At 68.1% G+C, this 23,246-nt stretch carries 24 protein-coding genes and 1 tRNA gene; 13 read left to right on the forward strand and 12 right to left on the reverse strand.

Translation table 11 applies throughout. The features are described 5' to 3' along the window. The first annotated feature begins 6 nt into the window (after positions 1–6). The 9 genes from rplO to QTH87_RS00900 all read left to right on the forward strand — a co-directional run bounded on the left by rplO (position 7) and on the right by QTH87_RS00900 (position 5,202). The gene (rplO, locus tag QTH87_RS00860; RefSeq protein ID WP_286506519.1) at positions 7–438 is read left to right on the forward strand and encodes a 50S ribosomal protein L15; all 432 of its coding nucleotides are present in this window, start codon (positions 7–9) and stop codon (positions 436–438) included. A 28-nt stretch (positions 439–466) separates the two neighbouring features. Continuing rightward, entirely contained in the window at positions 467–1,777 is a 1,311-nt protein-coding gene (gene secY, locus QTH87_RS00865; RefSeq protein WP_286606143.1) for a preprotein translocase subunit SecY, read from the forward strand. A 51-nt stretch (positions 1,778–1,828) separates the two neighbouring features. Further along, entirely contained in the window at positions 1,829–1,942 is a 114-nt protein-coding gene (gene rpmJ, locus QTH87_RS00870) for a 50S ribosomal protein L36 (RefSeq protein ID WP_038201958.1), read from the forward strand. A 24-nt stretch (positions 1,943–1,966) separates the two neighbouring features. Further along, on the forward strand, positions 1,967–2,332 hold the full coding sequence (rpsM, locus tag QTH87_RS00875; protein WP_286371094.1) for a 30S ribosomal protein S13: 366 nt from the start codon (positions 1,967–1,969) through the stop codon (positions 2,330–2,332). A 12-nt stretch (positions 2,333–2,344) separates the two neighbouring features. After that, positions 2,345–2,749, forward strand: coding sequence for a 30S ribosomal protein S11 (rpsK, locus tag QTH87_RS00880; RefSeq protein WP_009124825.1), 405 nt, complete (start codon positions 2,345–2,347; stop codon positions 2,747–2,749). Between the two features lie 133 nt (positions 2,750–2,882). Continuing rightward, a complete protein-coding gene (gene rpsD, locus QTH87_RS00885) occupies positions 2,883–3,506 on the forward strand; it encodes a 30S ribosomal protein S4 (RefSeq protein WP_286606144.1) in 624 nt (207 codons plus the stop codon). Positions 3,507–3,630: 124 nt separating this feature from the next. Then, complete coding sequence (locus QTH87_RS00890) at positions 3,631–4,620, forward strand: DNA-directed RNA polymerase subunit alpha (protein ID WP_093059385.1); 990 nt, start codon at positions 3,631–3,633, stop codon at positions 4,618–4,620. An 85-nt stretch (positions 4,621–4,705) separates the two neighbouring features. After that, entirely contained in the window at positions 4,706–5,107 is a 402-nt protein-coding gene (rplQ, locus tag QTH87_RS00895) for a 50S ribosomal protein L17 (RefSeq protein ID WP_286606145.1), read from the forward strand. Between the two features lie 18 nt (positions 5,108–5,125). Then, a tRNA-Met gene (locus tag QTH87_RS00900) sits at positions 5,126–5,202 on the forward strand. A gap of 157 nt (positions 5,203–5,359) precedes the next feature. Here the strand turns inward: QTH87_RS00900 and QTH87_RS00905 are convergent. Genes QTH87_RS00905 through QTH87_RS00930 form a run of 6 tightly spaced genes read right to left on the reverse strand, consistent with a single transcriptional unit; the run spans position 5,360 to position 12,271 of the window. Next, entirely contained in the window at positions 5,360–5,755 is a 396-nt protein-coding gene (locus QTH87_RS00905; protein ID WP_286606146.1) for a RidA family protein, read from the reverse strand. Further along, entirely contained in the window at positions 5,752–7,380 is a 1,629-nt protein-coding gene (locus tag QTH87_RS00910) for an AMP-binding protein (protein WP_286606147.1), read from the reverse strand. Before QTH87_RS00910 ends, QTH87_RS00905 begins: the two co-directional genes overlap by 4 nt. Beyond that, positions 7,377–8,579 (reverse strand): acyl-CoA dehydrogenase family protein, encoded by a 1,203-nt coding sequence (locus QTH87_RS00915; protein ID WP_286606148.1) that lies wholly within the window; start codon positions 8,577–8,579, stop codon positions 7,377–7,379. The genes QTH87_RS00910 and QTH87_RS00915 overlap by 4 nt, the downstream gene beginning before the upstream one ends. A 4-nt stretch (positions 8,580–8,583) precedes the next feature. Further along, a complete protein-coding gene (locus tag QTH87_RS00920; protein ID WP_286606149.1) occupies positions 8,584–9,438 on the reverse strand; it encodes an enoyl-CoA hydratase family protein in 855 nt (284 codons plus the stop codon). Next, positions 9,435–9,914, reverse strand: coding sequence for a MarR family winged helix-turn-helix transcriptional regulator (locus tag QTH87_RS00925; protein ID WP_286606150.1), 480 nt, complete (start codon positions 9,912–9,914; stop codon positions 9,435–9,437). The genes QTH87_RS00920 and QTH87_RS00925 overlap by 4 nt, the downstream gene beginning before the upstream one ends. Then, the gene (locus tag QTH87_RS00930; RefSeq protein ID WP_286606151.1) at positions 9,914–12,271 is read right to left on the reverse strand and encodes a bifunctional salicylyl-CoA 5-hydroxylase/oxidoreductase; all 2,358 of its coding nucleotides are present in this window, start codon (positions 12,269–12,271) and stop codon (positions 9,914–9,916) included. The genes QTH87_RS00925 and QTH87_RS00930 overlap by 1 nt, the downstream gene beginning before the upstream one ends. 106 nt (positions 12,272–12,377) lie before the next feature. On the opposite strand from QTH87_RS00930, the gene QTH87_RS00935 reads away from it, so the two are divergent. Further along, positions 12,378–13,649 carry a class I SAM-dependent methyltransferase gene (locus QTH87_RS00935; protein ID WP_286606152.1) on the forward strand — a complete coding sequence of 424 codons (1,272 nt, stop codon included), beginning with the start codon at positions 12,378–12,380 and terminating at the stop codon, positions 13,647–13,649. Positions 13,650–13,661: 12 nt separating this feature from the next. Then, on the forward strand, positions 13,662–13,985 hold the full coding sequence (locus QTH87_RS00940) for a DUF1840 domain-containing protein (protein ID WP_286606153.1): 324 nt from the start codon (positions 13,662–13,664) through the stop codon (positions 13,983–13,985). Between the two features lie 182 nt (positions 13,986–14,167). Here QTH87_RS00940 and QTH87_RS00945 read toward each other — a convergent pair whose 3' ends face one another. Beyond that, positions 14,168–15,184 (reverse strand): Bug family tripartite tricarboxylate transporter substrate binding protein, encoded by a 1,017-nt coding sequence (locus tag QTH87_RS00945; RefSeq protein ID WP_286606154.1) that lies wholly within the window; start codon positions 15,182–15,184, stop codon positions 14,168–14,170. 62 nt (positions 15,185–15,246) lie between these two features. Next, on the reverse strand, positions 15,247–16,170 hold the full coding sequence (locus QTH87_RS00950; protein WP_286607990.1) for a LysR family transcriptional regulator: 924 nt from the start codon (positions 16,168–16,170) through the stop codon (positions 15,247–15,249). Positions 16,171–16,282: 112 nt separating this feature from the next. Between QTH87_RS00950 and QTH87_RS00955 the strand changes: the two genes are divergently transcribed. Beyond that, a complete protein-coding gene (locus QTH87_RS00955; RefSeq protein ID WP_286606155.1) occupies positions 16,283–17,047 on the forward strand; it encodes an SDR family oxidoreductase in 765 nt (254 codons plus the stop codon). Positions 17,048–17,176: 129 nt separating this feature from the next. On the opposite strand, the gene QTH87_RS00960 is transcribed toward QTH87_RS00955, so the two are convergent. The 4 genes from QTH87_RS00960 to QTH87_RS00975 all read right to left on the reverse strand — a co-directional run bounded on the left by QTH87_RS00960 (position 17,177) and on the right by QTH87_RS00975 (position 20,833). Then, positions 17,177–18,199, reverse strand: a complete 1,023-nt coding sequence (locus QTH87_RS00960) for an alpha-ketoacid dehydrogenase subunit beta (RefSeq protein ID WP_286606156.1) — start codon at positions 18,197–18,199, stop codon at positions 17,177–17,179. Next, on the reverse strand, positions 18,190–19,212 hold the full coding sequence (locus QTH87_RS00965) for a thiamine pyrophosphate-dependent dehydrogenase E1 component subunit alpha (protein WP_286606157.1): 1,023 nt from the start codon (positions 19,210–19,212) through the stop codon (positions 18,190–18,192). Before QTH87_RS00965 ends, QTH87_RS00960 begins: the two co-directional genes overlap by 10 nt. Positions 19,213–19,285: 73 nt before the next feature. Further along, positions 19,286–19,558, reverse strand: coding sequence for a hypothetical protein (locus QTH87_RS00970; protein WP_286606158.1), 273 nt, complete (start codon positions 19,556–19,558; stop codon positions 19,286–19,288). A gap of 18 nt (positions 19,559–19,576) precedes the next feature. After that, positions 19,577–20,833, reverse strand: a complete 1,257-nt coding sequence (locus QTH87_RS00975) for a helix-turn-helix domain-containing protein (protein WP_286606159.1) — start codon at positions 20,831–20,833, stop codon at positions 19,577–19,579. 132 nt (positions 20,834–20,965) lie between these two features. On the opposite strand from QTH87_RS00975, the gene QTH87_RS00980 reads away from it, so the two are divergent. Continuing rightward, entirely contained in the window at positions 20,966–23,074 is a 2,109-nt protein-coding gene (locus QTH87_RS00980; RefSeq protein WP_286606160.1) for a PQQ-dependent dehydrogenase, methanol/ethanol family, read from the forward strand. Positions 23,075–23,246 lie beyond the last annotated feature (172 nt).

Consider the following 23,246-nt stretch of genomic DNA (forward strand, 5'->3'; position numbering starts at 1 on the left):
ACGCATATGGAACTCAATGGCATCAAGCCGGCCGACGGCGCCAAGCATGCAAAGCGCCGTGTCGGTCGCGGCATCGGCTCGGGCATCGGCAAGACCGCAGGTCGCGGTCACAAGGGTCAGAAGTCGCGTGCGGGCGGTTTCCACAAGGTGGGCTTCGAAGGCGGTCAGATGCCTTTGCAGCGTCGCCTGCCGAAGCGCGGCTTCAAGTCGCAGCTGCTCAAGTACAACGCCGAAGTCACGCTGACTGCCCTCGAGCAGCTCGGCCTGGCCGAAGTCGACCTGCTGGCGCTCAAGCAAGCGGGCCTCGTGGGCCAGATCGCCAAGGTCGTCAAGGTCATCAAGACCGGCGAACTGACCAAGGCCGTCAAGCTGACGGGCATCGGCGCGACCGCCGGCGCCAAGGCCGCGATCGAAGCTGCCGGCGGCAGCATCGCCTGAACACAGCACGGACTGAAAGTACTTCTTCGTGGCAACCAACGCGGCAACGCTCGCAAAGACTGGCAAGTTCGGTGACCTCCGTCGCCGGCTCGTCTTTCTGCTGCTCGCGCTCGTGGTCTATCGCATCGGGGCTCATATCCCGGTGCCGGGCATCAACCCGGACCAGCTGGCGCAACTGTTCCAGGGGCAGCAGGGCGGTATCCTGAGCCTGTTCAACATGTTCTCGGGCGGTGCGCTGTCGCGCTTCACCGTGTTCGCGTTGGGCATCATGCCGTACATCTCCGCGTCGATCATCATGCAACTGATGACCTACGTGGTGCCGACCTTCGAGCAATTGAAGAAGGAAGGCGAGGCCGGCCGGCGCAAGATCACGCAGTACACGCGCTACGGCACGCTGGGCCTGGCCCTGTTCCAGTCCTTCAGCATCTCGGTGGCGCTGGAATCGTCGGCAGGCCTCGTGATTGCGCCGGGCTTCGGCTTCCGCATCACGGCCATGATCAGCCTCACGGCCGGTTCGATGTTCCTGATGTGGCTCGGCGAGCAGATCACCGAGCGCGGTCTGGGCAACGGCATCTCGATCCTGATCTTCGCGGGTATCGCGGCCGGTCTGCCGAGCGCCATCGGCGGCCTGGCTTCGCTGGTCACCACCGGCGCGATGAACCCGATCGTGGCGCTCTTCATCATCGCGGTCGTGGTGCTGGTCACCTACTTCGTGGTGTTCGTGGAACGCGGTCAACGCAAGATCCTGGTCAACTATGCGCGGCGACAGGTCGGCAACAAGGTCTACGGCGGTCAGTCGTCGCACCTGCCGCTCAAGCTGAACATGGCTGGCGTGATCCCGCCGATCTTCGCCTCGTCGATCATCCTGCTGCCGGCGACGGTGGTCGGCTGGTTCAGCACGGGCGACGGCATGCGCTGGATCCGGGACATCGCGAGCGCGCTGCAGCCGGGACAACCGATCTACGTGCTGCTGTACGCCACCGCGATCGTGTTCTTCTGCTTCTTCTACACGGCGCTGGTGTTCAACAGCCGCGAAACCGCCGACAACCTGAAGAAGAGCGGTGCGTTCATTCCGGGCATCCGCCCGGGTGACCAGACTGCTCGTTATATCGACAAGATCCTGGTTCGCCTGACGTTGGCCGGCGCGGTGTACATCACCTTCGTCTGCCTGCTGCCCGAGTTCCTGATCCTGAAGTACAACGTGCCGTTCTACTTCGGTGGTACCTCCCTGCTGATCATCGTGGTCGTCACGATGGACTTCATGGCCCAGGTGCAGAACTACATGATGTCCCAGCAGTACGAGTCGCTGCTGAAGAAGGCCAATTTCAAGACTTCGTAAGGCGAGAGGGCATGGTCCCGCCGGGTTGAACAGAGTTTTAGGAGAAATGAAATGAGAGTTTCGGCTTCGGTCAAAACCATTTGCCGTAATTGCAAGATCATCCGCCGCAAGGGTGTGGTGCGTGTGATCTGTACCGACCCGCGCCACAAGCAGCGCCAGGGTTGATTGTTAGAGATTTAGAGGACGCACATGGCACGTATTGCTGGCATCAACATTCCGCCGCACAAGCACGCTGAAATCGGCCTGACCGCCATTTTCGGTATCGGACGCACCCGCGCACGCAAGATTTGCGAAGCGAGCGGCATCGACTATGCGAAGAAGATCAAGGATCTGACCGACGCCGATCTCGAGAAGATCCGCGACCAGATCGCTCTCTTCACCATCGAAGGTGACCTGCGTCGCGAAACGACGATGAACATCAAGCGCTTGATGGACATCGGCTGCTATCGCGGCTTCCGTCACCGTCGCGGCCTGCCGATGCGCGGCCAGCGTACGCGCACCAACGCCCGCACTCGCAAGGGTCCGCGCAAGGCTGCGCAGTCCCTGAAGAAATAAGGATAGACCCCCATGGCCAAAGCTCCTGCCAATAACGCGGCACAACGCGTTCGCAAGAAGGTCCGCAAGAACGTTGCGGACGGCATCGCGCACGTGCACGCGTCGTTCAACAACACGATCATCACGATCACCGATCGCCAGGGCAACGCCCTGTCGTGGGCATCGTCGGGTGGTCAGGGCTTCAAGGGCTCGCGAAAGTCGACGCCGTTCGCTGCGCAGGTCGCTTCCGAAGTCGCCGGCCGCGCTGCGGTCGAGCAAGGCATCAAGAACCTCGACGTCGAGATCAAGGGCCCGGGCCCCGGTCGCGAATCGTCGGTGCGCGCCCTGGCTGCGCTCGGCATCCGGATCAATTCCATTGCCGACGTGACGCCCGTGCCGCACAACGGCTGCCGCCCGCAGAAGCGTCGTCGCATCTGAGGCAATGCCGCCCGGCGCAGCCCGCTTCACGGCGGCTGCGCATTTTTCGTTTTTCAACAAGCCCACCGCCATCGGCACGCCGCTGATGGCTCCCGCAGCAACCCTGCGGCAGATGACATAGAAGGAAGATCAAGTGGCACGCTACCTCGGCCCCAAGGCCAAACTCTCCCGCCGCGAAGGCACCGACCTGTTCCTCAAGAGCGCCCGCCGCTCGATCCAGGACAAGGCCAAGTTCGACTCCAAGCCCGGCCAGCATGGCCGCACCTCGGGTCAGCGCACCTCCGACTTCGGCCTGCAACTGCGTGAAAAGCAGAAGGTCAAGCGCATGTACGGCGTGCTCGAGAAGCAGTTCCGCCGCTACTTCGAGGAAGCCGATCGCCGCCGTGGCAACACCGGCGCCAACCTGCTGTTCATCCTCGAATCGCGCCTGGACAACGTGGTCTATCGCATGGGCTTCGGCTCCACGCGCGCCGAAGCACGCCAGCTGGTGTCGCACAAGGCGATCACGGTGAACGGCAAGTCGGTCAACATCCCGTCGTACCTGGTCAAGACCGGCGACGTGATCGCCGTGCGCGACAAGTCGAAGAAGCAGACCCGCATTGCCGAGGCACTGCAGCTGGCGCAACAGGTCGGTATTCCGGCCTGGGTCGAAGTCAACGCCGACAAGGGCGAAGGCACCTTCAAGAAGGTGCCCGATCGCGACGAGTTCGCTGCCGACATCAACGAATCGCTGATCGTCGAACTGTATTCGCGTTGAGCGGACAGCGAGCCGCAGCGCGGCTCGCACTTGAATTTTTTTGTTCCCGCCGGGATGCGCTCCCGCCGGGCGCTTCACCAGCCTTACCGGTGTAACGAGCCGGGGGTATTGAGAGGAAGTCTGCATGCAAACCACCCTGCTGAAACCCAAGACCATCCAGGTCGAGCAACTCGCGCCCAACAAGGCCAAGGTCACGCTCGAGCCCTTCGAGCGCGGCTACGGCCACACGCTCGGCAATGCGCTGCGCCGCGTCCTGCTGTCGTCGATGGTCGGCTACTCGGCCACCGAAGTCACGATCGCCGGCGTGCTGCACGAATACTCGTCGATCGACGGCGTGCAGGAAGACGTCGTCAACATCCTGCTGAACCTCAAGGGCGTGGTGTTCAAGCTCCACAACCGCGATGAAGTCACGCTGAGCCTGCGCAAGGACGGCGAAGGCCCGGTTCTGGCGTCGGACATCCAGACCCCGCACGACGTCGAGATCATCAATCCCGACCATGTCATCGCCCACCTGTCGCAAGGCGGCAAGCTCGACATGCAGATCAAGGTCGAGAAGGGCCGTGGCTACGTGCCCGGCACGATGCGCCGCTACGCCGACGAGCCGACCAAGTCGATCGGCCGGATCGTGCTTGACGCTTCGTTCTCGCCGGTCAAGCGCGTGAGCTACACGGTCGAGAGCGCCCGCGTCGAGCAGCGCACCGACCTCGACAAGCTCCTGGTCGAGATCGAGACCAACGGCGCGATCACGGCCGAAGACGCAGTGCGCGCCTCGGCCAAGATCCTGGTCGAGCAGCTGGCGGTGTTCGCCCAGCTCGAAGGCGGCGAACTCGCTGCATTCGATGCACCGGCACCGCGCAGCGCACAGCAGTTCGACCCGATCCTGCTGCGCCCGGTCGACGAGCTCGAACTCACGGTGCGTTCGGCCAACTGCCTGAAGGCCGAGAACATCTACTACATCGGTGACCTGATCCAGCGCACCGAGAACGAGCTGCTCAAGACCCCGAACCTGGGTCGCAAGTCGCTCAACGAAATCAAGGAAGTGCTCGCCTCGCGCGGCCTGACCCTTGGCATGAAGCTCGAGAGCTGGCCGCCGGCCGGTCTCGACAAGCGATAATTCGAATCGGCCCTGAAGAAGAGGGCCAGTGCACCGGGCAGTACCTCGTACGGCTGCCCGTTTTTATAAAGTAAAGGAAAGCACCATGCGTCACGGACACGGACTCCGCAAACTCAACCGCACCAGCTCGCACCGCCTCGCGATGCTGCAGAACATGATGAACTCGCTCATCGAGCACGAGGCCATCAAGACCACGGTCCCCAAGGCCAAGGAACTGCGCCGCGTCATCGAGCCGATGATCACCCTCGCCAAGAAGCCCACGGTCGCCAACAAGCGCCTGGCCTTCGATCGCCTGCGCGACCGCGACAGCGTCGTCAAGCTGTTCGGCGAACTCGGCCCGCGCTACCAGGCACGTCCGGGCGGCTACACGCGCATCCTGAAAATGGGTTTCCGCGTGGGCGACAACGCGCCGATGGCGCTGGTCGAACTGGTTGATCGTCCCGATGTGACGGAAGTTGCTTCGGACGAGCAGAACGCCGCAGAATAGTATATAATTCCATCTTGCCGCGCGATGGAGCAGCCTGGTAGCTCGTTGGGCTCATAACCCAAAGGTCGCAAGTTCAAATCTTGCTCGCGCAACCAAATTCCCGGTGACCCTCACAGGTCGTCGACGAAGCAGAAAAGCCCACTTTCAAGTGGGCTTTTTTGTGGGCGCTCGATGGCGCCAGCCGGCCGACCGAAGGCTCGCAGGGCAAGGCGTGCCCGGCAGCACGCGTTCACCGCGTGCCATGCCATGCCATCAGTCCGGCAGCACCGCCGTGACCTCGATTTCCACCTTGGCACGTGCCTCCACCAGTCTGGCCACCTGCACGCAGGTCATGGCCGGGAAGTTCTTGCCCATCGCGTCGCGATAGACAGGGCCGAGTTCGCGCAGGCGCGCGTTGTATTCGTCGCGGTCGGTGATGTACCAGGTCATGCGCACCATGTGCTCGGGTCCGGCACCGGCCTCGCGCAGAACCTCGACGATGTTGCGCAGCGCCTGTCCGCATTGGGCGATGAAGTCGTCGGTCTCGAACTGCTGCTGTCCGTTCCAGCCGATCTGCCCGCCGACATAGACGGTGGTGCCGCGCGCGGCGATGCCGTTCGCGTAACCCTTGGGTGCCAGCCATCCGGGTGGCTGAAGGTGCTTGATCATGTGAGCTGCCTCAATTTGAATCGTTGGAGTTTGCCGGTCTCGGTGCGCGGCAGGCTGGCCACGAACGCGATCTCCCGCGGGTACTTGTAGGGTGCGATGCTGGCCTTGACGTGTTCCTGCAGCGCCTTGGTCATCGCCGCGTCGCCCTCGTGGCCGGGCTTGAGGACGCAGAAGGCCATGACGATCATGCCGCGCTCCTCGTCGGGCTTGCCGATCACGCCGCACTCGGCCACCGCCGGGTGCTTGAGCAGCGCGTCCTCGACCTCGGGGCCGCCGACGTTGTAGCCGGCGGTGACGATCATGTCGTCGGCGCGCGACTGGTAGAAGAAGTAGCCGTCCTCGTCCTCGACGAAGGCATCGCCGGGGTAGTTCCAGCCGTCGCGTACGTAGTCGGCCTGCCGCACGTCGTCGAGGTAGCGGCAGCCCACCGGGCCGATGATCGCGAGCTTGCCGACCGTGCCGCGCGGCACCTCGCGGCCCTCGTCGTCGACCACCTTGGCGGTGAATCCCGGGACGGCCCGGCCGACCGCACCGCGCCGCACATCGTCGCCGGCGGCCGAGATGTAGATGTGGAAGACCTCGGTCCCGCCGATGCCGTCGATCATCTCGAGGCCGGTGGCCTGCTTCCAGAGCTGGCGAGTGGCATCGGGCAGCGCTTCGCCGGCGCTCACGCTGATGCGCAGGCTCGGCACGCCCTTGGCCTTGGCGAACGGCGCCATCTGGCGATAGAAGGTCGGCGCCGTGTAGCAGAGCGTGGCGCCGACATCGCGGATCACGTCCACCATGGCTTCCGGCGTGTAGGGCTTGTCGTGGAAATACACCGATGCACCGGCCCACATCGGAAACACCAGCAGGCCGCCGAGGCCGAAGGTGAAGGCCAGCGGCGGCGAGCCGATGACGATGTCGTCGCTGCGCGCCTTCAGCACGTGGCGCGGCCAGGTCTCGCACATCGCGAGCACGTCGCGGTGCGTGGTCACGGGCGCCTTGGGCTTGCCGGTGGTGCCCGAGGTGAAGGCCAGCAGTGCGATGTCGTCGGCCGCCGTCGGGCAGGGCGCGAAGACGCCGCTCTTGGCGGCCGCGCGCGTGGTGAGCGAATCGGGCGCATCGAGCCGGTTGAAGGCGACGATGGTGCGCAGCGATGGATGCTGCCGCTGGGCCGCCTCGAGCTCGTCGAGCAGCTTGCCTTCGCACAGCGCCACCGTGGGCTGCGCCTTCTCGATGATCTCGCCGAGCTCCTTGGCGCGCAGCAGCGGCATGGTGGCGACCGCGACCATCCCGGCCTTGACCACCGCGAGCCAGGCCAGCGCCATGGCAACCGAGTTGCCGCCGCGCAGCAGCACGCGATTGCCGGGCACCAGGCCGAGGTCCTCGGTCAGCACCTGCGCGATGCGGTTGACCTCGACCGCGGCCTCGGCGTAGCTCAGGGTGCGGTTGGGCGAGCGCAGCATCGGCCGGTCGGCGTAGCCCTTGGCGGACGCCTTGTCGAGCAGCTCCTCGACCAGGTTCAGGCGATCGGGCAGCTGAAGCTCGGGCAGGTCGTAGCGAAAGATCGGCAGCCGTTCGGCCGGCGGCAGGCGGTCGTGCACGAAGCGATCGACCTGGGCGCTGTAGGGGGCGGTCGTCATGCGCCCCTCAACGCGGCCTTGCCGATGATGAGTTGCTGGACTTCGGTCGCGCCTTCGTAGATGCGCAGCGAGCGGATGTCGCGGTACAGGCTCTCGACCTTGGTGCCGACCTTGACGCCGAGGCCGCCGTGCATCTGCAGGGCCATGTCGATCACGCAGCTGGCGTTCTCGGTGGCGCACATCTTGGCCATCGCGGCGGCGGCGGTGAGGTCGCCGACCGCGGGACCGCCGCGCTGCTCTGCCTCGTCGCGCATCCAGGCAGCGCGGTAGGTGAGCAGCGCCGCGCCGTCGATCAGCGCGGCCATCTCGCCGAGCCTAGCCTGCGTGAGCTGGAAGTCGGCCAGGGTCTGGCCGAACATCTTGCGCTGCTGCGCGTGCTGGATCGCGTCGGAGAGCGCGCGCCGTGCCATGCCGAGCGCCGCGCCCGCGACCGAGGCGCGGAAGATGTCGAGTGTGCGCATCGCGAGCTTGAAGCCCCCGTGCAGGTCGCCCAGTTGCGCCGTGCGCGGCACGCGGCAGCCGTCGAAGTCGAGCGTGGCCAGCGGATGCGGCGCCATCACCTCGATGTGCTGCGAGCTGTCGAGGCCCGGCGTGGTGGCATCGACGATGAAGGCCGTGATCCCGCGCGCGCCCGCGCTCGGGTCGGTCTTGGCGAACACGCAATAGAAGTCGGCAATGCCGCCATTGCTGATCCAGGTCTTCTGGCCCGTGAGCCGCCAGCCCTCGCCGTCGGGCTCGGCCCGCATCGCCATCGCGCCGACGTCGGAGCCGGCTTCGGGTTCGCTGAGCGCGAAGGCCGCGATCTTGTCGCCGCGGCCCACGGCAGCAAGGTAGTCGGCCTGTTGCGCGGCGCTGCCCGCGAGCGTGATCGCGCCGCTGCCCAGGCCCTGCATCGCGAAAGCGAAATCGGCCAGCGGCGAGTGGAAGGCGAGCGTCTCGCGCAGCAGCACCAGCGCGCGCGAGTCGAGCCGCTCGAGCGCGCCGCCGACGCTGGCCGGCACGCAGTAGCGCAGCCAGCCGCCGTCGCCCAGGCGCCGCACCCAGTCGCGGCAGGCCGCGCGGTCGTCGCGCTCGTCGACCGACTGCGCGGCGGCCCAGGGCAGCAGGTCGCGCGCCAGGGCGCGGTGGGCCTCGTCGAAGAAGGGCAGCGCCAGGTGCGCCGTCGAAGGATCGTGGGTGGAACGGGTGGAGGAGGCCATCGGATCAGTCCCCCTGGAAGACAGGCTTGCGCTTGGCCGAGAAGGCCTCGTAGGCGCGCCTGAAATCCTCGGTCTGCATGCAGATCGCCTGCGCCTGGGCCTCGGCCTCGATCGCCTGGTCGATGGTCATCGACCATTCCTGCGACAGCATGGTCTTGGTCATGCCGTGCGCGAAGCTCGGGCCCTCGGCCAGGTCGCGGGCGACTGCGGTGGCCGCGGCGAGCAGCGCATCGCCTTCGTGCAAGGCGTTGAAGAAGCCCCAGGCCTGGCCTTCCTGCGCCGTCATCGCGCGGCCCGTGAACAGCAGCTCGGAGGCGCGTCCCTGGCCGATCACGCGCGGCAGCAGCGCGCAGGCGCCCATGTCGGCGCCCGCCAGGCCCACGCGCGTGAACAGGAAGGCGGTCTTGGTGGCCGGCGTGCCGTAGCGCAGGTCGCAGGCCAGCGCGATCATCGCGCCGGCGCCCGCGCAGACGCCGTCGATGGCGCCGACGATCGGTTGCGGGCAATGGCGGATCGCCTTGACCAGGTCGCCGGTCATGCGCGTGAACTCGAGCAGCTCGGGCATCTTCATCTGCGTGAGCGGGCCGATGATCTCGTGCACGTCGCCGCCCGAACAGAAGTTGCCGCCGGCGCCGGTGACCACGATTGCCTTGACGTCCGTGGCAAAGCTCAAGGCCCGGAACAGGTCGCGCAGCTCGGCATAGGAGTCGAAGGTCAGCGGGTTCTTGCGCTCGGGGCGGTTCAGCGTCACGGTGCCGACGCCGGCCTCGAAGGCCCACGAGAAATGCGTGGCCTGGTAGCCGGCCTTGGGTTCGAATTGCGCGCGCATGGGACTCGCCGCGCCGATGTAGTGCTTCATGTAAGGGCCTCCGCCATTTGGTTGTGAGAGTGCTGCTTGACCTTGCCGAGCAGCTTGTGGAGCTGGGTGATTTCCTTCGGGCTCAGCGCCGCGAAGGCGTCGCAGATCCAGGCTTCGTGCTGCTGCGCCATGTCGTTGAAGAGCTTGCGCCCGCGCGCCGTGAGCCGCACGCGCCAGGCCCGGCGGTCGCCCGCGACATCGAGGCGCTCGACCAGGCCTTCGGTCACCAGCTGGTCGGTGATGCCCGTGACGTTGCCGCCCGTGACCATCATGCGGCGCGACAGCTCGTTCATCTTCAGCCCCTCGGGCGCACGCTCGAGCTGCGACATCAGGTCGAAGCGCGGCAGCGTGGTCGCGAACTGCTCGCGCAGCTCGTTGCGCACCTGCTTCTCGATCAGCTGGGTACAGGTGAGCAGGCGCAGCCAGAGCCGCAGCTCGTCGGGATGCTCGCTGTGCGCGCGTGCCTCGAGGTCCATCAGCTTTCCTCCTCGGCGCTTCGCGGCGCGCCCGCCAGCGCCGCCGCCATCTGCTGCTGCTTGGCGATCTCGCGGTACATCTGGTCGCGGCCGCTCAGGTACTGCTTCGGCCAGTCGACGTCGCGGCTTTGCAGCTTGGCCGCCTCGTGCAAGGTCCAGGCCGGGTCGGCCAGGTGCGGACGTGCGACGGCGCAGAGGTCGGCACGGCCCGCGGCGATGATGCTGTTGGCCTGGTCGGCGTCGGTGATGGCGCCGACCGCGATGGTCGCGATGCCGACCTCGTTGCGGATGCGGTCGGCGAAGGGCGTCTGGTACATGCGCCCGTACACCGGCTGCGCCGCTCGCGTGGTCTGACCTGAGGAGACGTCGATGAAGTCGCAGCCCGCGGCCTTGAACGCGCGCGCCATCTCGACCGCGTCGGCGTCGGTGTTGCCGCCCGGTGCCCAGTCGTGGGCCGACAGGCGCACGCTCATCGGGCGATCGGCCGGCCAGGCGGCGCGCATGGCCTCGAAGACCTCGAGCGGATAGCGCAGCCGGTTGGCCAGACTGCCGCCGTAGTCGTCATCGCGCTGGTTGGTGAGCGGGCTCAGGAAGGCCGAAAGCAGGTAGCCGTGGGCGCAGTGCAGCTCGAGCCAGTCGAAGCCGATCTCGGCGGCACGGCGGGTGGAGGCGACGAACTGGTCGCGCATCTGGTCCATCTGCGCGCGGGTCATTGCCGCCGGCAGCTGGTTCTGCTCGCCGTAGGCCACCGCGCTGGCAGAAAGCAGCGGCCAGTTGCCCGCGGCGAGCGGCTCGTCGGTGCCTTCCCAGCCGACCTGCGTCGAGCCCTTGGGACCGCTGTGGCCGAGCTGCAGGCCGATCTTTGCGCTCGACTGGCCATGGACGAAATCGACGATGCGCCGGAACGCCGCCTGCTGCGCGTCGTTGTAGAGCCCGGTGCAGGCCGGCGTGATGCGGCCTTCGGGCGTGGGGCTGGTCATCTCGACCATCACCATCGCGGCACCGCCGAGTGCCCGCGCGCCCAGATGCACCAGCAGGAAATCCTGCGGCACGCCGTCGACCGCGCTGTAGGTGGCCATGGGCGAGACCAGGATGCGGTTCTTGAGTTCGAGCTTGCGCACCTTCAGCGGCAGAAGCATCGGCATGGTGCGCTTGCCGCCGGCCAGCCATTGCTCGTAGCCCCCCAGCCATTGCGTGTCGCGCAGCCGCAGGTTCTCGTGGCTGATGCGCTGCGAACGCGTCAGCAGCGAATACGCGAACTGCTCGATCTCCATGCCCGTGTAGCGCGGCACGTTCTCGAACCATTCGGTGGAGTTGCGCGCAGCGTTCTGGATCTTGAGCACCTCGACGCTGCGGCGGGCCTCGTAGGCCTCGAGCACCTCGTCGATCTCGCCGCCGTCGGCGAAGGTGTTCGCGAGGTCGATCGCGTCTTCCAGCGCCAGCTTGGTGCCCGAGCCGATCGAGAAATGGGCCGTGTGGGCGGCATCGCCCATCAGCACCACGGGCACGCTTCGGCCGTCGATCTCGACGCGATGGGTCCAGTGCTTGCAGACCACGCGCGGGAACCGGATCCAGTTGGCCGAGCCGCGCAGATGGGTGGCATTGCTGATCAGCGCGTGCCCGCCGAGGTACCTGGCGAACAGCTTCTCGCAGAAGGCGATGGCTTCGGGCTGCTCCATCTTGTCGAGGCCGTGGGCCTGCCAGACCGCCTCGGGCGTCTCGACGATGAAGGTCGAGGTCTTGTCGTCGAACTGGTAGGCGTGGGCCTGGAACCAGCCGTGCTCGGTTTGTTCGAAGGCGAAGGTGAAGGCGTCGAAGGTCTGGTGCGTGCCGAGCCAGACGAAGCGGCACTTGCGCAGGTCGATGTCGGGCTCGAAGACATCCTGGTAGCGCGTTCGGATGCGGCTGTTGAGGCCGTCGCTCGCGATCACGAGGTCGGCGCGGTACTGGGCGGCGAGGGCCTGGTCGTCGACGGCGTCGGTCTCGAAGACCAGGTCGACGCCGAGCGCGAGGCAGCGCTCCTGCAGGATGTTCAGCAGCCGCTTGCGCCCGATGCCGCAGAAGCCATGGCCGCCCGAGCGCACCTGCCGGCCCTTGAAGAAGACCTGGATGTCGTCCCAGTGGTGGAACTCGCCACCGATCAACGCGGCGGTGTCGGCGTCGGCGGCCTGCAGGTTGGCCAGCGTCTGGTCGCTCAGCACCACGCCCCAGCCGAAGGTGTCGAAGGGCCGGTTGCGCTCGATCACGGTGATCTCGAGCGAAGGCTGGCGGGCCTTCATGAGCAGCGCGAAGTAGAGGCCGGCAGGACCGCCCCCGATGCACAGAACGCGACGAAGATTCGGTGTGAAGCTATTCATGGATAAATAGTTTAGACATAAACGATCTCGTGTCAACCATGGCAAGCCCGGGGTCCTCGGCGGCACCCAGTTGACGAGCCCGTTTCCGCTGGCAAGAATCAATCTCATGCAAAGCCTCCTTCCCAAGATCGAGTCCCAGCTTTCATCCTTGTCCGTTCCCATCGCGTTGCAGCTTCCGGATGGCCGGCAGGTGGCCCGCGCCGGAGCCCGCGTCACGCTTGCCTTCAAGGACTGGTCGGCACTCGCCAAGCTCGGCGGCCGGCAGATCGGCGCCATCGGCGAGGCCTATGTCGAAGGCCGCGTGCAGATCGAAGGCGCCATGCGCGACCTGATCGATGCCGCGGTCGGGCTGCTGCCAGGCAACCCGGCCGAGACCGACACCGGCTGGTGGAGCCGACTGCAGCGGCGCGCCAAGTCGCGCGGCTCGCATTCGCTGGGCAAGGATGCGGCCCAGATCGAGTTCCACTACGACGTCTCGGACGACTTCTATGCGCTGTGGCTGGACCCGCGCCGGGTCTATTCATGCGCCTACTTCAGCGATCATGCGATGACGCTCGCGCAGGCCCAGGAAGCCAAGCTCGATCACATCTGCCGCAAGCTCATGCTGCAGCCCGGCGAACGCTACCTGGACATCGGTTCGGGCTGGGGCGCGCTGCTGCTGTGGGCGGCCGAACACTATGGCGTCGACGCCACCGGCATCACGCTGTCGAAGAACCAGCATGCCCACGTGCAGCGTCTGATCGAGGAAAAGGGACTGCAGGGCCGCGTGCGCGTCGAGCTGCGCGACTACCGCGCGCTCGACGATGGCAAGCCCTTCGACAAGATCTCGTCGGTCGGCATGTTCGAGCACGTGGGCAGCGCCAACATGGGCATGTACTTCCGCAAGATCCATGCACTGCTGGCGCCGGGCGGCCTGGTCATGAACCACGGCATCACCTCGGGCCAGCTCGACTACCGGCAGCTCGGCAACGGCATGGGCGACTTCATCGAGAAGTACATCTTTCCCGGCGGCGAACTGCTGCACGTGACGCACGTGCTGCGCGAGACGGCAGCCGCGGGGCTCGAGATGGTCGACACCGAGAACCTGCGTCCGCACTACGCGCGCACGCTGTGGGCCTGGTCGGACACCCTCGAGGAAAGGCTGGCCGAAGCGCGTGAAGTCCTACAGCGAAGCGGCGGGCGCCAGGGCGAGAATGCCGAGCGGATTCTGCGCGCCTACCGCCTCTACCTGGCGGGCTCCGCCATGAGCTTCGAGCAGGGCTGGATTTCGCTGCACCAGATGCTGTCGACCAAACCCGACGGCAAGGTGGATGCGCGGACCCTGCGAGGTGCCCAGTCGGAGTACCCTTTCGTGCGCAGCTACATGTACAACCGATAAGAGATCTCTCCAATGCTCTACAAATTCCAGTCGCGTGCGACGCCTCCGTTCGTGATGCTCGAAGTCCATGCCCGCCAGCTCTTCGACGTGATCGGGAAGTCGCCCGCTCCGAAGGGCATCATCACGGTCGACCAGATGCCGGCTGCGATCTCTGCACTCGAGGCCGCGATGGCGCGCGAAGGCCAGAACGCCCACAACGCCGATGACTATGCGGTCGAGGCTCACGACAACGAGGCCGAGAAGCAGCACATCGGGCTGCGCCAGCGCGCGTCGCCGCTGCTGCACATGCTCAAGGATTCCCTCGCCGAGAAGAAGGACGTCATCTGGGAGGTTTGAGCTCGCCCCCAGGTTGGGCTCACTGCGTGTAGCCCGCCCACCCCCGGCCGGGGGCAACACCTGCGGCCCGGCGGAGCCGGTTCCGCGGTGTTTCGCGAGGGGGCCGTCCTTCGGCGGCCCGACGGCATGGGGCCTGGGGCCCAAGGCCTCGGTCGACGTTCGTGCCTCGGCGCCCGGGGGCCTCAGTCGACCTTGGCGCCGGAGGCTTTCACCACCTTCGCCCACTTGGCGTGTTCGCTGTCGATGAGCTTCGCGAACGCCGCCGGCGTGTCGCCGCTCGGGATCGCGCCCTGGGCCAGCATCTTTTCCTTGACGGCCGGGGTGGCGAGTGACTTGGCGACTTCCTGCTGGATGCGGCTGACGACCTCGGGCGGGGTGCCGGCCGGTGCCAGCAGGCCGAACCACGAACTGGCCTCGTAGCCCTTGAGCGCGGGGCCGCCGGCTTCTTCCACCGTGGGCACGTCGGGCAGCGCGGGCGATCGCTGGGCGCTGGTCACCGCCAGCGGGAGCAGCTTGCCGCCCTTGATCTGCTGCATCGAGGAGGGCAGGTTGTCGAACATCACGTCGGCGTTGCCACCCACCATGTCCATCAGCGCCGGGCCCGAGCCACGGTACGGGATGTGGGTCATGTAGCTGCCGGTCATGCTCTTGAACAGCTCGCCGGCCAGGTGGATCGAGGTGCCGCTTCCGCTTGAGGCCATGTTGAGCTTGCCGGGATTGGCCTTCGCGTATTTGATGAAGTCGGCCACGTTTCGGATGCCGAGCGCGGCCGCCTTGTCGGCGTTCATCTCCATCACGTTGGGCACTGCGGCCACCAGCGTGATCGGTGTGAAGTCCTTGATCGGGTCGTAGGGCAGCTTGGGGTAGAGCGCGCGGTTGATGCCGTGCGTGCCGACCGTGCCCATCAGCAGCGTGTAGCCGTCGTTCGGGGCCTTGGCCACGATCTCGGCGCCGACGTTGCCGCCGGCGCCGGCACGGTTGTCGACCACGAACTGCTGGCCGAAGGCGCGGCTGAGTTCGGGTGCGACCGCGCGGGCCAGGATGTCGGTGGTGCCGCCCGGCGCAAAGGGCACGACGATGCGCACCGGCTTGGTGGGCCACGTGCCTTGTGCCGCGGCGGGGCCGCCGAGCAGTGCGAGGGCCGCGGTCGCGGTCGCCGTCAGCAGAAGGCGGCGCGGTTGGGAAGTGCAGAAGGTCATGGGGTGTTTTTAACGACCCGGCGCTTCGGCGTCGCGGGTGGAAACCCCGTGCGCGGCCTCGTTCAGGTGCCGCGCATGCGCTGGTCGAAGTCTTCGGCGCGCAGGCGCTCGACCACGAAGTCCACGAAGGCGCGCGTCTTGGCGGGCAGCAGCTTCTTGCTCGGGTAGTGGAGCGAGATCGGCCCGTTGTCGGCCCACCAGCCCGGCAGCAGGCGCACCAGCGCACCGCTCTGCAGTGCGGGCCGCGCGAAGACCATCGGCAGCAGCGCCACGCCCAGGCCCATGACCGCGGCATCGCGCATGGCCTCCGGATCGCTGAAGACCAGGCGCGGGCGCAGTTCGACCGCGCCTTCGTCGCCGGCCTCGTTGCGCAGTGTCCAGGCCCGTATCCGGCCGGTGGGCGACGAGCGCCGCAGGATGCCGTCGTGCCCGGTCAGATCGGCGGGATGGCGCGGCAGGGGGCGGCCCGCGAGATAGCCGGGCGCCGCCGTCGCCACCACGTGCACCCGCGCCAGCTCGCGCGCTACCAGTCCCTGCGTGAGTTCGACGCCGCCGCCGATGCCGGCGTCGAAGCCCTCGCCGATCAGGTCGACCTGCCGGTTGTCGAAGTGCCAGTCGGGCAGCACGGCCGGATAGCGGGCCAGGAAATCCGGCAGCAGCGGCAGCACGTAGGCCCGCCCGAAGGCCTGGCCCATGCTGACCTTGAGCACGCCGGCCGGCGCTCCGCCTTCCTGGGCCAGCCCGGCGACCGCGTCGGACAGTGTCACCAGGGCGCCACCGATCTGGCCATGCAGGCGATCGCCGCTCTCGGTCAGGGTCAGGCGCCGGGTGCTGCGCTGGAACAGCCTGACGCCCAGTGCGAGCTCGAGCCGGGCGACGTTCTTGCTGACCGCCGCCGGCGTCAGGCCGAGCTGGCGTGCCGCGGCCGAGAAGCTGCCGGCCTCGGCCGTGCGGACGAAGGATTCGAGATGGCTGAGCGGCTGCATGGTGATCATTTTCAACCATTGGTTGAATTTGATGCGGCATTTTCATGGCTACTCGAAATGCAATCGGAAGCCCAAACTGCATCCCATCCCAACCACTTTCCTGGAGTTCGACATGAGCACTTCCCCTGACCTTCACCCCGCAACCCAGGCCGGCAAGGTGGCGCTCGTGACCGGCGGCTCGCGCGGCATCGGCGCGGCGATCGTGCGGCGGCTCGTGCGCGATGGCGTGGCAGTCGCCTTCACCTATGCCGGCAACGAGGCCGCGGCCCACGCGCTGGCAGCCGAGATCGAGGCCGGCGGCGGTCACACGCTGGCGATCCGCGCCGACAGCGCCGATGCTGATGCCGTGCGCAGCGCGGTCGACCAGACGGCCCGGGCCTTCGGCCGGCTCGATATCCTGGTCAACAACGCCGGCGTCTTTCTCGGCGGCACGGTCGAGCAGATGTCGCTCGCGGACTTCGACCGCACGCTGGACATCAATGTGCGAGCCGTCTTCGTCGCCACCCAGGCCGCCGTGCGCCACATGGGCCAGGGCGGTCGGGTCATCACCATCGGCAGCACCAACGCCGAACGCATGCCCTGGGCCGGCTTCGCGGCCTATGCGATGAGCAAGTCGGCCCTCAGCGGCCTGACGCGCGGCCTGGCGCGCGACCTGGGCCCGCGCGGCATCACGGTCAACAACGTGCAGCCCGGCCCGGTCGACACCGAGATGAACCCGGCCGGTGGCCCGAACGCCGAGGCGATGCATGCGCTGATGGCGCTGCCCCGGCACGGGCGCGGCGAGGAGATCGCCGGCATGGTCGCCTACCTCGCAAGCCCCGAGGCCGCCTTCGTGACCGGCGCCAGCCTGATGATCGACGGCGGCTTCTCCGCCTGAGACAGGACGCCCCCCGATGCGCCTGCGGCGCCTCTCCCACTAGGGGGCAGGCCGGCCGCTTCGGAGCGGCCGCGCGCGGCGGCCTCTGGAATGGGACGCCGCGCCGGCCTCTGGAATGGACGCTGCGCGTCAGGCGTCGCGAGCGGGGTGCGGCGCCAGGAGGGCTTTCGCCGCCTCGGCGATCCGGCCAGCACCGATGCGCGACTGCGCCTCGAGCACCGGCGCGTAGCCGACCGGGATGCGCGGCGCTCCGAGGCGCGCGATGCGGCAGCCGGTGGCCTCGGCCGCGCTGGCCGCGATCTCGGCGCCGAAGCCGGCCGCCTGCACCGCCTCGTGAACCACCAGCAGGCGGCCCGTGCGGCCGCAGGAGCCGAGCACGGTCTCCCGGTCCCAGGGCCACAGCGTGCGCAGGTCGATCAGCTCGACCGCGATGCCCTCGGCCGCGAGCGCATCGCAGGCTTCGGCGCAGGCCAGCATCTGCCGGCCCCAGCTGACCAGCGTGAGCGCATCGCCGCGGCGTCGCACGGCGGCCCGGCCGAGCGGCACCTCGATGCCTTCGTCGACCTCGCCGCGCAGGCCCCAGAGCGTCTTGTGCTCGATGTAGACCACCGGGTCACCGCAGCGCAGCGCCGCCCGCAGCAGCGCGTAGTTGTCCTGCGGCGTGCCGGGGCAGACCACGACGACGCCGGGCAGGTGTGCGAACCAGGCCTCGAGCGATTGCGAGTGCTGCGCCGCCGAGGCGTCCCAGATGCCGCCCGGCATGCGCGCCACCAGCGGCACGCGGCCCTGGCCGCCGAACATGAAACGGTTCTTCGCCGCCTGGTTGACCAGCTCGTCCATCCCGCAGAGCGCGAAATCGACCACCCGCATCTCGACCACCGGCCGAAGCCCGGCCAGCGCCATGCCGACGCCGGCACCCATGATCGCGGCCTCGGAAATCGGCGTGTCGATCACGCGCTCGGTGCCGAAGCGCTGCTGCAGGCCCTTGTACTGGCCGAAGATGCCGCCGCGGCCGACGTCCTCGCCGAGCACCACCACGCGCGCATCGGCTTCCATCTCGCGTTGCACCGCGAGCGCCGCGGCCTCGGCGTAGCTCAGCTGCCGAAGCTGCAGCGTGCCGTCTTCGCGGCTGCTGCCCAGGGTCATGTCCATTGGCCGGCTCCGGTGGTCTGCACGTCGGTGAAGGCGCTGGCCGCATCGGGCCAGGGCGCGGCATCGGCCGCGGCGAGCGCCGCCTCGACCTCGGCTGCGGCCGCGTTCTCGATCTCGGCCAGCACGCCGGCATCCACCCCGGCCGCCAGCAGCCGGGCGCGTGCTCGCGCGATCGGATCGGTCTCGAGCGCAGCCGCCAGTTCGGCCGGATCGCGGTAGGCCGCCGGATCGACCGACACGTGGCCCTTCACGCGGTAGGTGAGCGCATGCAGCAGGCGCGGCCCGCCGTCCGCGCGCACCTGCGCCACCAGCTCGTGCGCCGCGGCATGCACTGCGAACACCTCGTTGCCGTCGACGCGGGTGGCAGCGATGTCGAGCGCCTCGGCGCGCGCGGAAGCGCCGTCGCCGGCGGTCATCGGGCCGCTCGCGGTGGTGGCGCTCCAGCGGTTGTCCTCGCACACGAACAGCACCGGCAGCCGGTAGACGCGGGCCCAGTTGAGGGCCTCCAGGAAGGGACCGCGGTTGATCGCGCCGTCGCCGAAGAAGCAGACCGTGATCGCGTCCCGATGCAGCAGTTTCTGCGCGTGCGCGGCGCCGACCGCGATCGGCAGGCCGGCCGCGACCACGCCGTTGGCGCCCAGCATGCCGACCGAGAAATCGGCGATGTGCATCGAGCCGCCCTTGCCGCCGTTGAAGCCAGTCGCCTTGCCGAACAGCTCGGCCATCATGCGGCCGAGATCGGCACCCTTGGCCAGCGTGTGACCGTGGCCGCGATGGGTCGAGGTGAGGTAGTCGGCGGCGCGCAGATGGGCGCACACGCCGGCCGGCACCGCCTCCTGGCCGGTCGACAGGTGCAGCGGCCCTCGCACCTTGGCGCCGCCCGCGGCCTGTTGGCCATAGGCGCTGACGCCGCCCTGGCTCGCGGTCTCGGCGGCGTTCTCGAAGGCGCGGATGCGCACCATCGTGCGGTAGAGCGCGAGCCCTTCCGGTGTTGTCGGTATCGAAATGTCCATCTTGTCTCCGGCACGCGCGGTACGTGCGATCTGCGCCGAATGCTAACCATGGTCACCCAGGGTCGGCAGCGCGCTAACCCGGATCGCGGGTGGCCGCCTGCTGCCGCTCGGCGATCCAGCGCTCGAAATTGCGCTCGGCCTGCAGCTTGAACTCGTTCCGCGCCTGGTTGCAGGCAGCGTGCGAGAGCCGGCGGTGCTTCTGCTTGCGCACGCCGCCGAGGGTCGAATCGTTGAGGTGCTCGATGGTCGCCGCGTCGGGGCCGGTGCGCGGTTCGCCGAATCGCATCGGCAGTCCGCACCAGTGGCAGTTGGGACCGAAGGAAGACCGCAATGCCTGGACGCTCATGGGGCGTCGAGCATACCTTCAGGCCGGGGGCGCCGCCTCGCTCTCGCGCCAGCTGCGCAGGCGCCGGTAGAGCGTGCCGCGCGACACGCGCAGCTGGCGCGCGGCGTTCGAGATGTTGCCGTGATGCGCCGCGAGCGTTTCCTCGATCAGCCGGCGGCTGTGGCCACGCAGGCTGGGGTCGTCCGCGCCGGCGTCGCCGCCTTGCGCATCGCTGCTCGCGGGTGGCACGGGCGCGGGCGCCGTGGACTCGTCGGGACCGGCGATGGACGACGGCAGGTCCGCGGAAACGGAAACCGCATGACCGAAATCGATGCCGTCGAGCGCAGGGGTGCGCGCCTGCAGCCAGACCCCGAGCCCGCTCGCGAGCCGCACCGGCTGCGCCGCGTTGCGGCAGCCGATGCGCAGCAGCGTCGCGAGGTCGAAGCCGAACAGCATCTCGACGTTGCAGGGCTCGGCCTCGGGCAGGCCGCCGACCAGGCGCGCAGCGGCGGTGTTGAGCCAGACGACCCGGCCGTCCGCGGCGACGCCGGCCAGCGCCTCGAGCGGCGTTCCGAGCAGGCTCGGACTGGCCTGGAAGCGCAGCACCAGCAGCTCGGGCGACTGCGTGACCAGGAGGCGGTTCTCGATCGTGGTGGCATGCAGCCCGACCATCGAGGCGGCGTCGAAGCCGAAGCGGCGCGACTCGATCGACAGGTCGAGCACGCCGGCCAGACGGCCATTCACGTCGCGGATCGGCGCCGCTGCGCAGCTCATCGTGCGCAGGCATTCGAAGTAATGCTCGGCACCGTCGACCGTGCAGGCCTGGCCGGTGCTGGCGACGATGCCGGGCGCGGTGGTGCCGACCACGCTCTCGGCGATGTTGACGCCGAGCCGCGCGGTGCTGCGCAGGATCGGCTGCTGGGCCGCGGCCGGATGGTGCGTGACGTGCACGATCACGCCCTGGGCGTCGGTCAGCAGCACGCGGCAGTCGGTGCCCGCGAGCGCGCTCTCCATGCCGGCCAGCTCGCCGTGCGCGGCCTGCAGCAGTTCGTGGTTGCGTGCCAGCGTGGCGTGCAGTCGGCTCGGCGTCACGGCCTCGAAGCTCACGCTGCGGCGCGTGTCGGCATGGGCGCGCGTGCAGCGCAGCCAGGACTGGATCACGGCCTCGCCGACCAGGCCCGAAGGGCGCACGCCTTCCTCGAAGAACTGGGTCCGGGCCAGCGCCACCCGTTCCGCGACGGTGCTGGCGAACAGCTGCCGCGGACCGCCGGCCTGGGCGCGCGTCGAAAGGGGCAAGTGGACCTCCGCTTCGGAACGAGGGCTCGAATTTGTTCCGCAATGGAACACTCAGGCGCTAGGGAAATCCCGAGGGTGATGAATGGCCCGCCGCGCACCATCCTTCGCAGCACAACGACAGGAGACGACACGATGAAGAAATTCCCCGCCGCGCTGGCGCTGGGCGCGTTGCTGTGCCTGGGCGCCTCGGCTGCATGGGCCCAGGCCGCCAAGGGCTCGCCGGAGCACATCAAGGCCGCGATCCAGAAGGTCGACGGCGCCTTCATCCGGGCCAATGCAGCCAAGACCCCCGACTGGCCCAGCTACGGCCTCGACTACGCCGAGACGCGCTTCAGCAAGCTCGACCAGGTCAACGCCGGCAACGTGAAGGACCTCGGACTGGTCTGGTCCTACGACCTGCAGTCCACGCGCGGCGTCGAGGCCACGCCGCTGGTGGTCGACGGCATCATGTACGTCACGGCTTCTTGGAGCGTGGTGCATGCGATCGATGCGCGCACCGGCAAGCGGATCTGGACCTACGACCCGAAGGTCGACCGCTCGAAGGGCTACCGCGGCTGCTGCGACGTGGTCAACCGCGGTGTGGCGCTGCACCAGGGCAAGGTCTACGTGGCCGCCTACGACGGCCGGCTGATCGCCCTCGACGCCGCCACGGGCCAGGTGGTGTGGGAGAAGGGCACCATCATCGACCACAAGCGCTCCTACACCATCACCGGCGCGCCGCGCGTGTTCAAGGGCAAGGTGATCATCGGCAACGGCGGCGCCGAATACGGCGTGCGCGGCTACGTCACGGCCTACGACGCCGCCTCGGGCGAGCAGAAGTGGCGCTGGTTCGTGGTGCCCGGCGATCCGTCCAAGCCCTTCGAGGACGCCTCGATGGCCAAGGCCGCCAAGACCTGGGACCCGAGCAACAAGTACTGGGAGTCGGGCGGCGGCGGCACGGCGTGGGACACGCTCACCTTCGATCCCGAACTCAACCTGATGTACGTGGGCACCGGCAACGGCTCGCCGTGGGCCCACAGCCAGCGCAGCCCGAAGGGCGGTGACAACCTCTACCTGGCCTCGATCGTCGCGCTCGACCCCGACACCGGCAAGTACAAGTGGCACTACCAGGAGACGCCCGGCGACAACTGGGACTACACCTCGACCCAGCCGATGATCCTGGCCGACGTGAAGATCGACAACAAGCCGCGCAAGGTCATCCTGCACGCGCCCAAGAACGGCTTCTTCTTCGTCATCGATCGCACCAACGGCAAGTTCATCTCGGCAAAGAATTTCGTCGACGTGAACTGGGCCACGGGCTACGACAAGAACGGCCGCCCGATCGAGATTGCGGCCGCGCGCCAGAACACCAAGCCCGGCGACAGCATCCCGGGGCCCTTCGGCGCCCACAACTGGCATCCGATGTCCTACAACCCGCAGACCGGGCTGGCCTACCTGCCGGCGCAGCACGTGCCGCTCAACCTCATGGACGACAAGGACTGGAAGTTCAACGAGAACGCGCCGGGCCGTCCGCACGCGGCGCTGGGCTGGAACACGGCCATGTTCGCCAACGCGGCACCGCCGACCAGCAAGCCGATGGGCCGCCTCGTGGCCTGGGACCCGGTCGCGCAGAAGGAAGCCTGGGGCGTGGAGTACGCCTCGCCCTGGAACGGCGGCACCCTCACCACCGCGGGCAACCTCGTGTTCCAGGGTACGGCGGACGGCCGCCTGGTGGCCTACAACGCGAAGAGCGGCGACAAGCTCTGGGAGACGCCCACCGGCACCGGCGTGGTCGCGGCACCGGCCACCTTCATGGTCGACGGCAAGCAATACGTGTCGGTGGCGGTCGGCTGGGGCGGCGTCTACGGACTGGCCCAGCGCGCCACCGACCGCCAGGGCCCGGGCACGGTCTACACCTTCGCGGTGGGCGGCAACGCGCCGAAGCCCGAGTTCGTGCAGTACCGCATGGACAAGCTGCTGCAGGGCGTGAAGTACAACCCCGCGAGCGTCGAGGCCGGCACCTACCTCTACGTGAGCAACTGCGTCTTCTGCCACGGCGTGCCGGGTGTCGACCGCGGCGGCAACATCCCGAACCTCGGCTACATGGCGCCCGCGTACATCGAGAACCTCGGCCAGTCGGTCTTCAAGGGCCCCGCGATGGCGCGCGGCATGCCCGACTTCACGGGCAAGCTGACGCCGGACGACGTCGAGAAGATCAAGGCCTTTATCCAGGGAACGGCCGACGCGATCCGGCCGAAGTGAGTGTTGCTCGCCCCCAGGTTGCCCGGCACTTCGTGTCCGGGCGCCCACCCCCTGCCGGGGGCAACACCTGCGGCCCGGCGAAGCCGGTTCCGCGGTGTTTCACCAACGGGCCTGGCTGCGCCGGCCGACAGAAGACAGGACAGTGACGGCGGTGCGTGCTATCGGGCGGGGC

This window comes from Variovorax jilinensis (genome assembly GCF_030316885.1).
Classification (GTDB): Bacteria; Pseudomonadota; Gammaproteobacteria; order Burkholderiales; family Burkholderiaceae_C; genus Variovorax; species Variovorax jilinensis.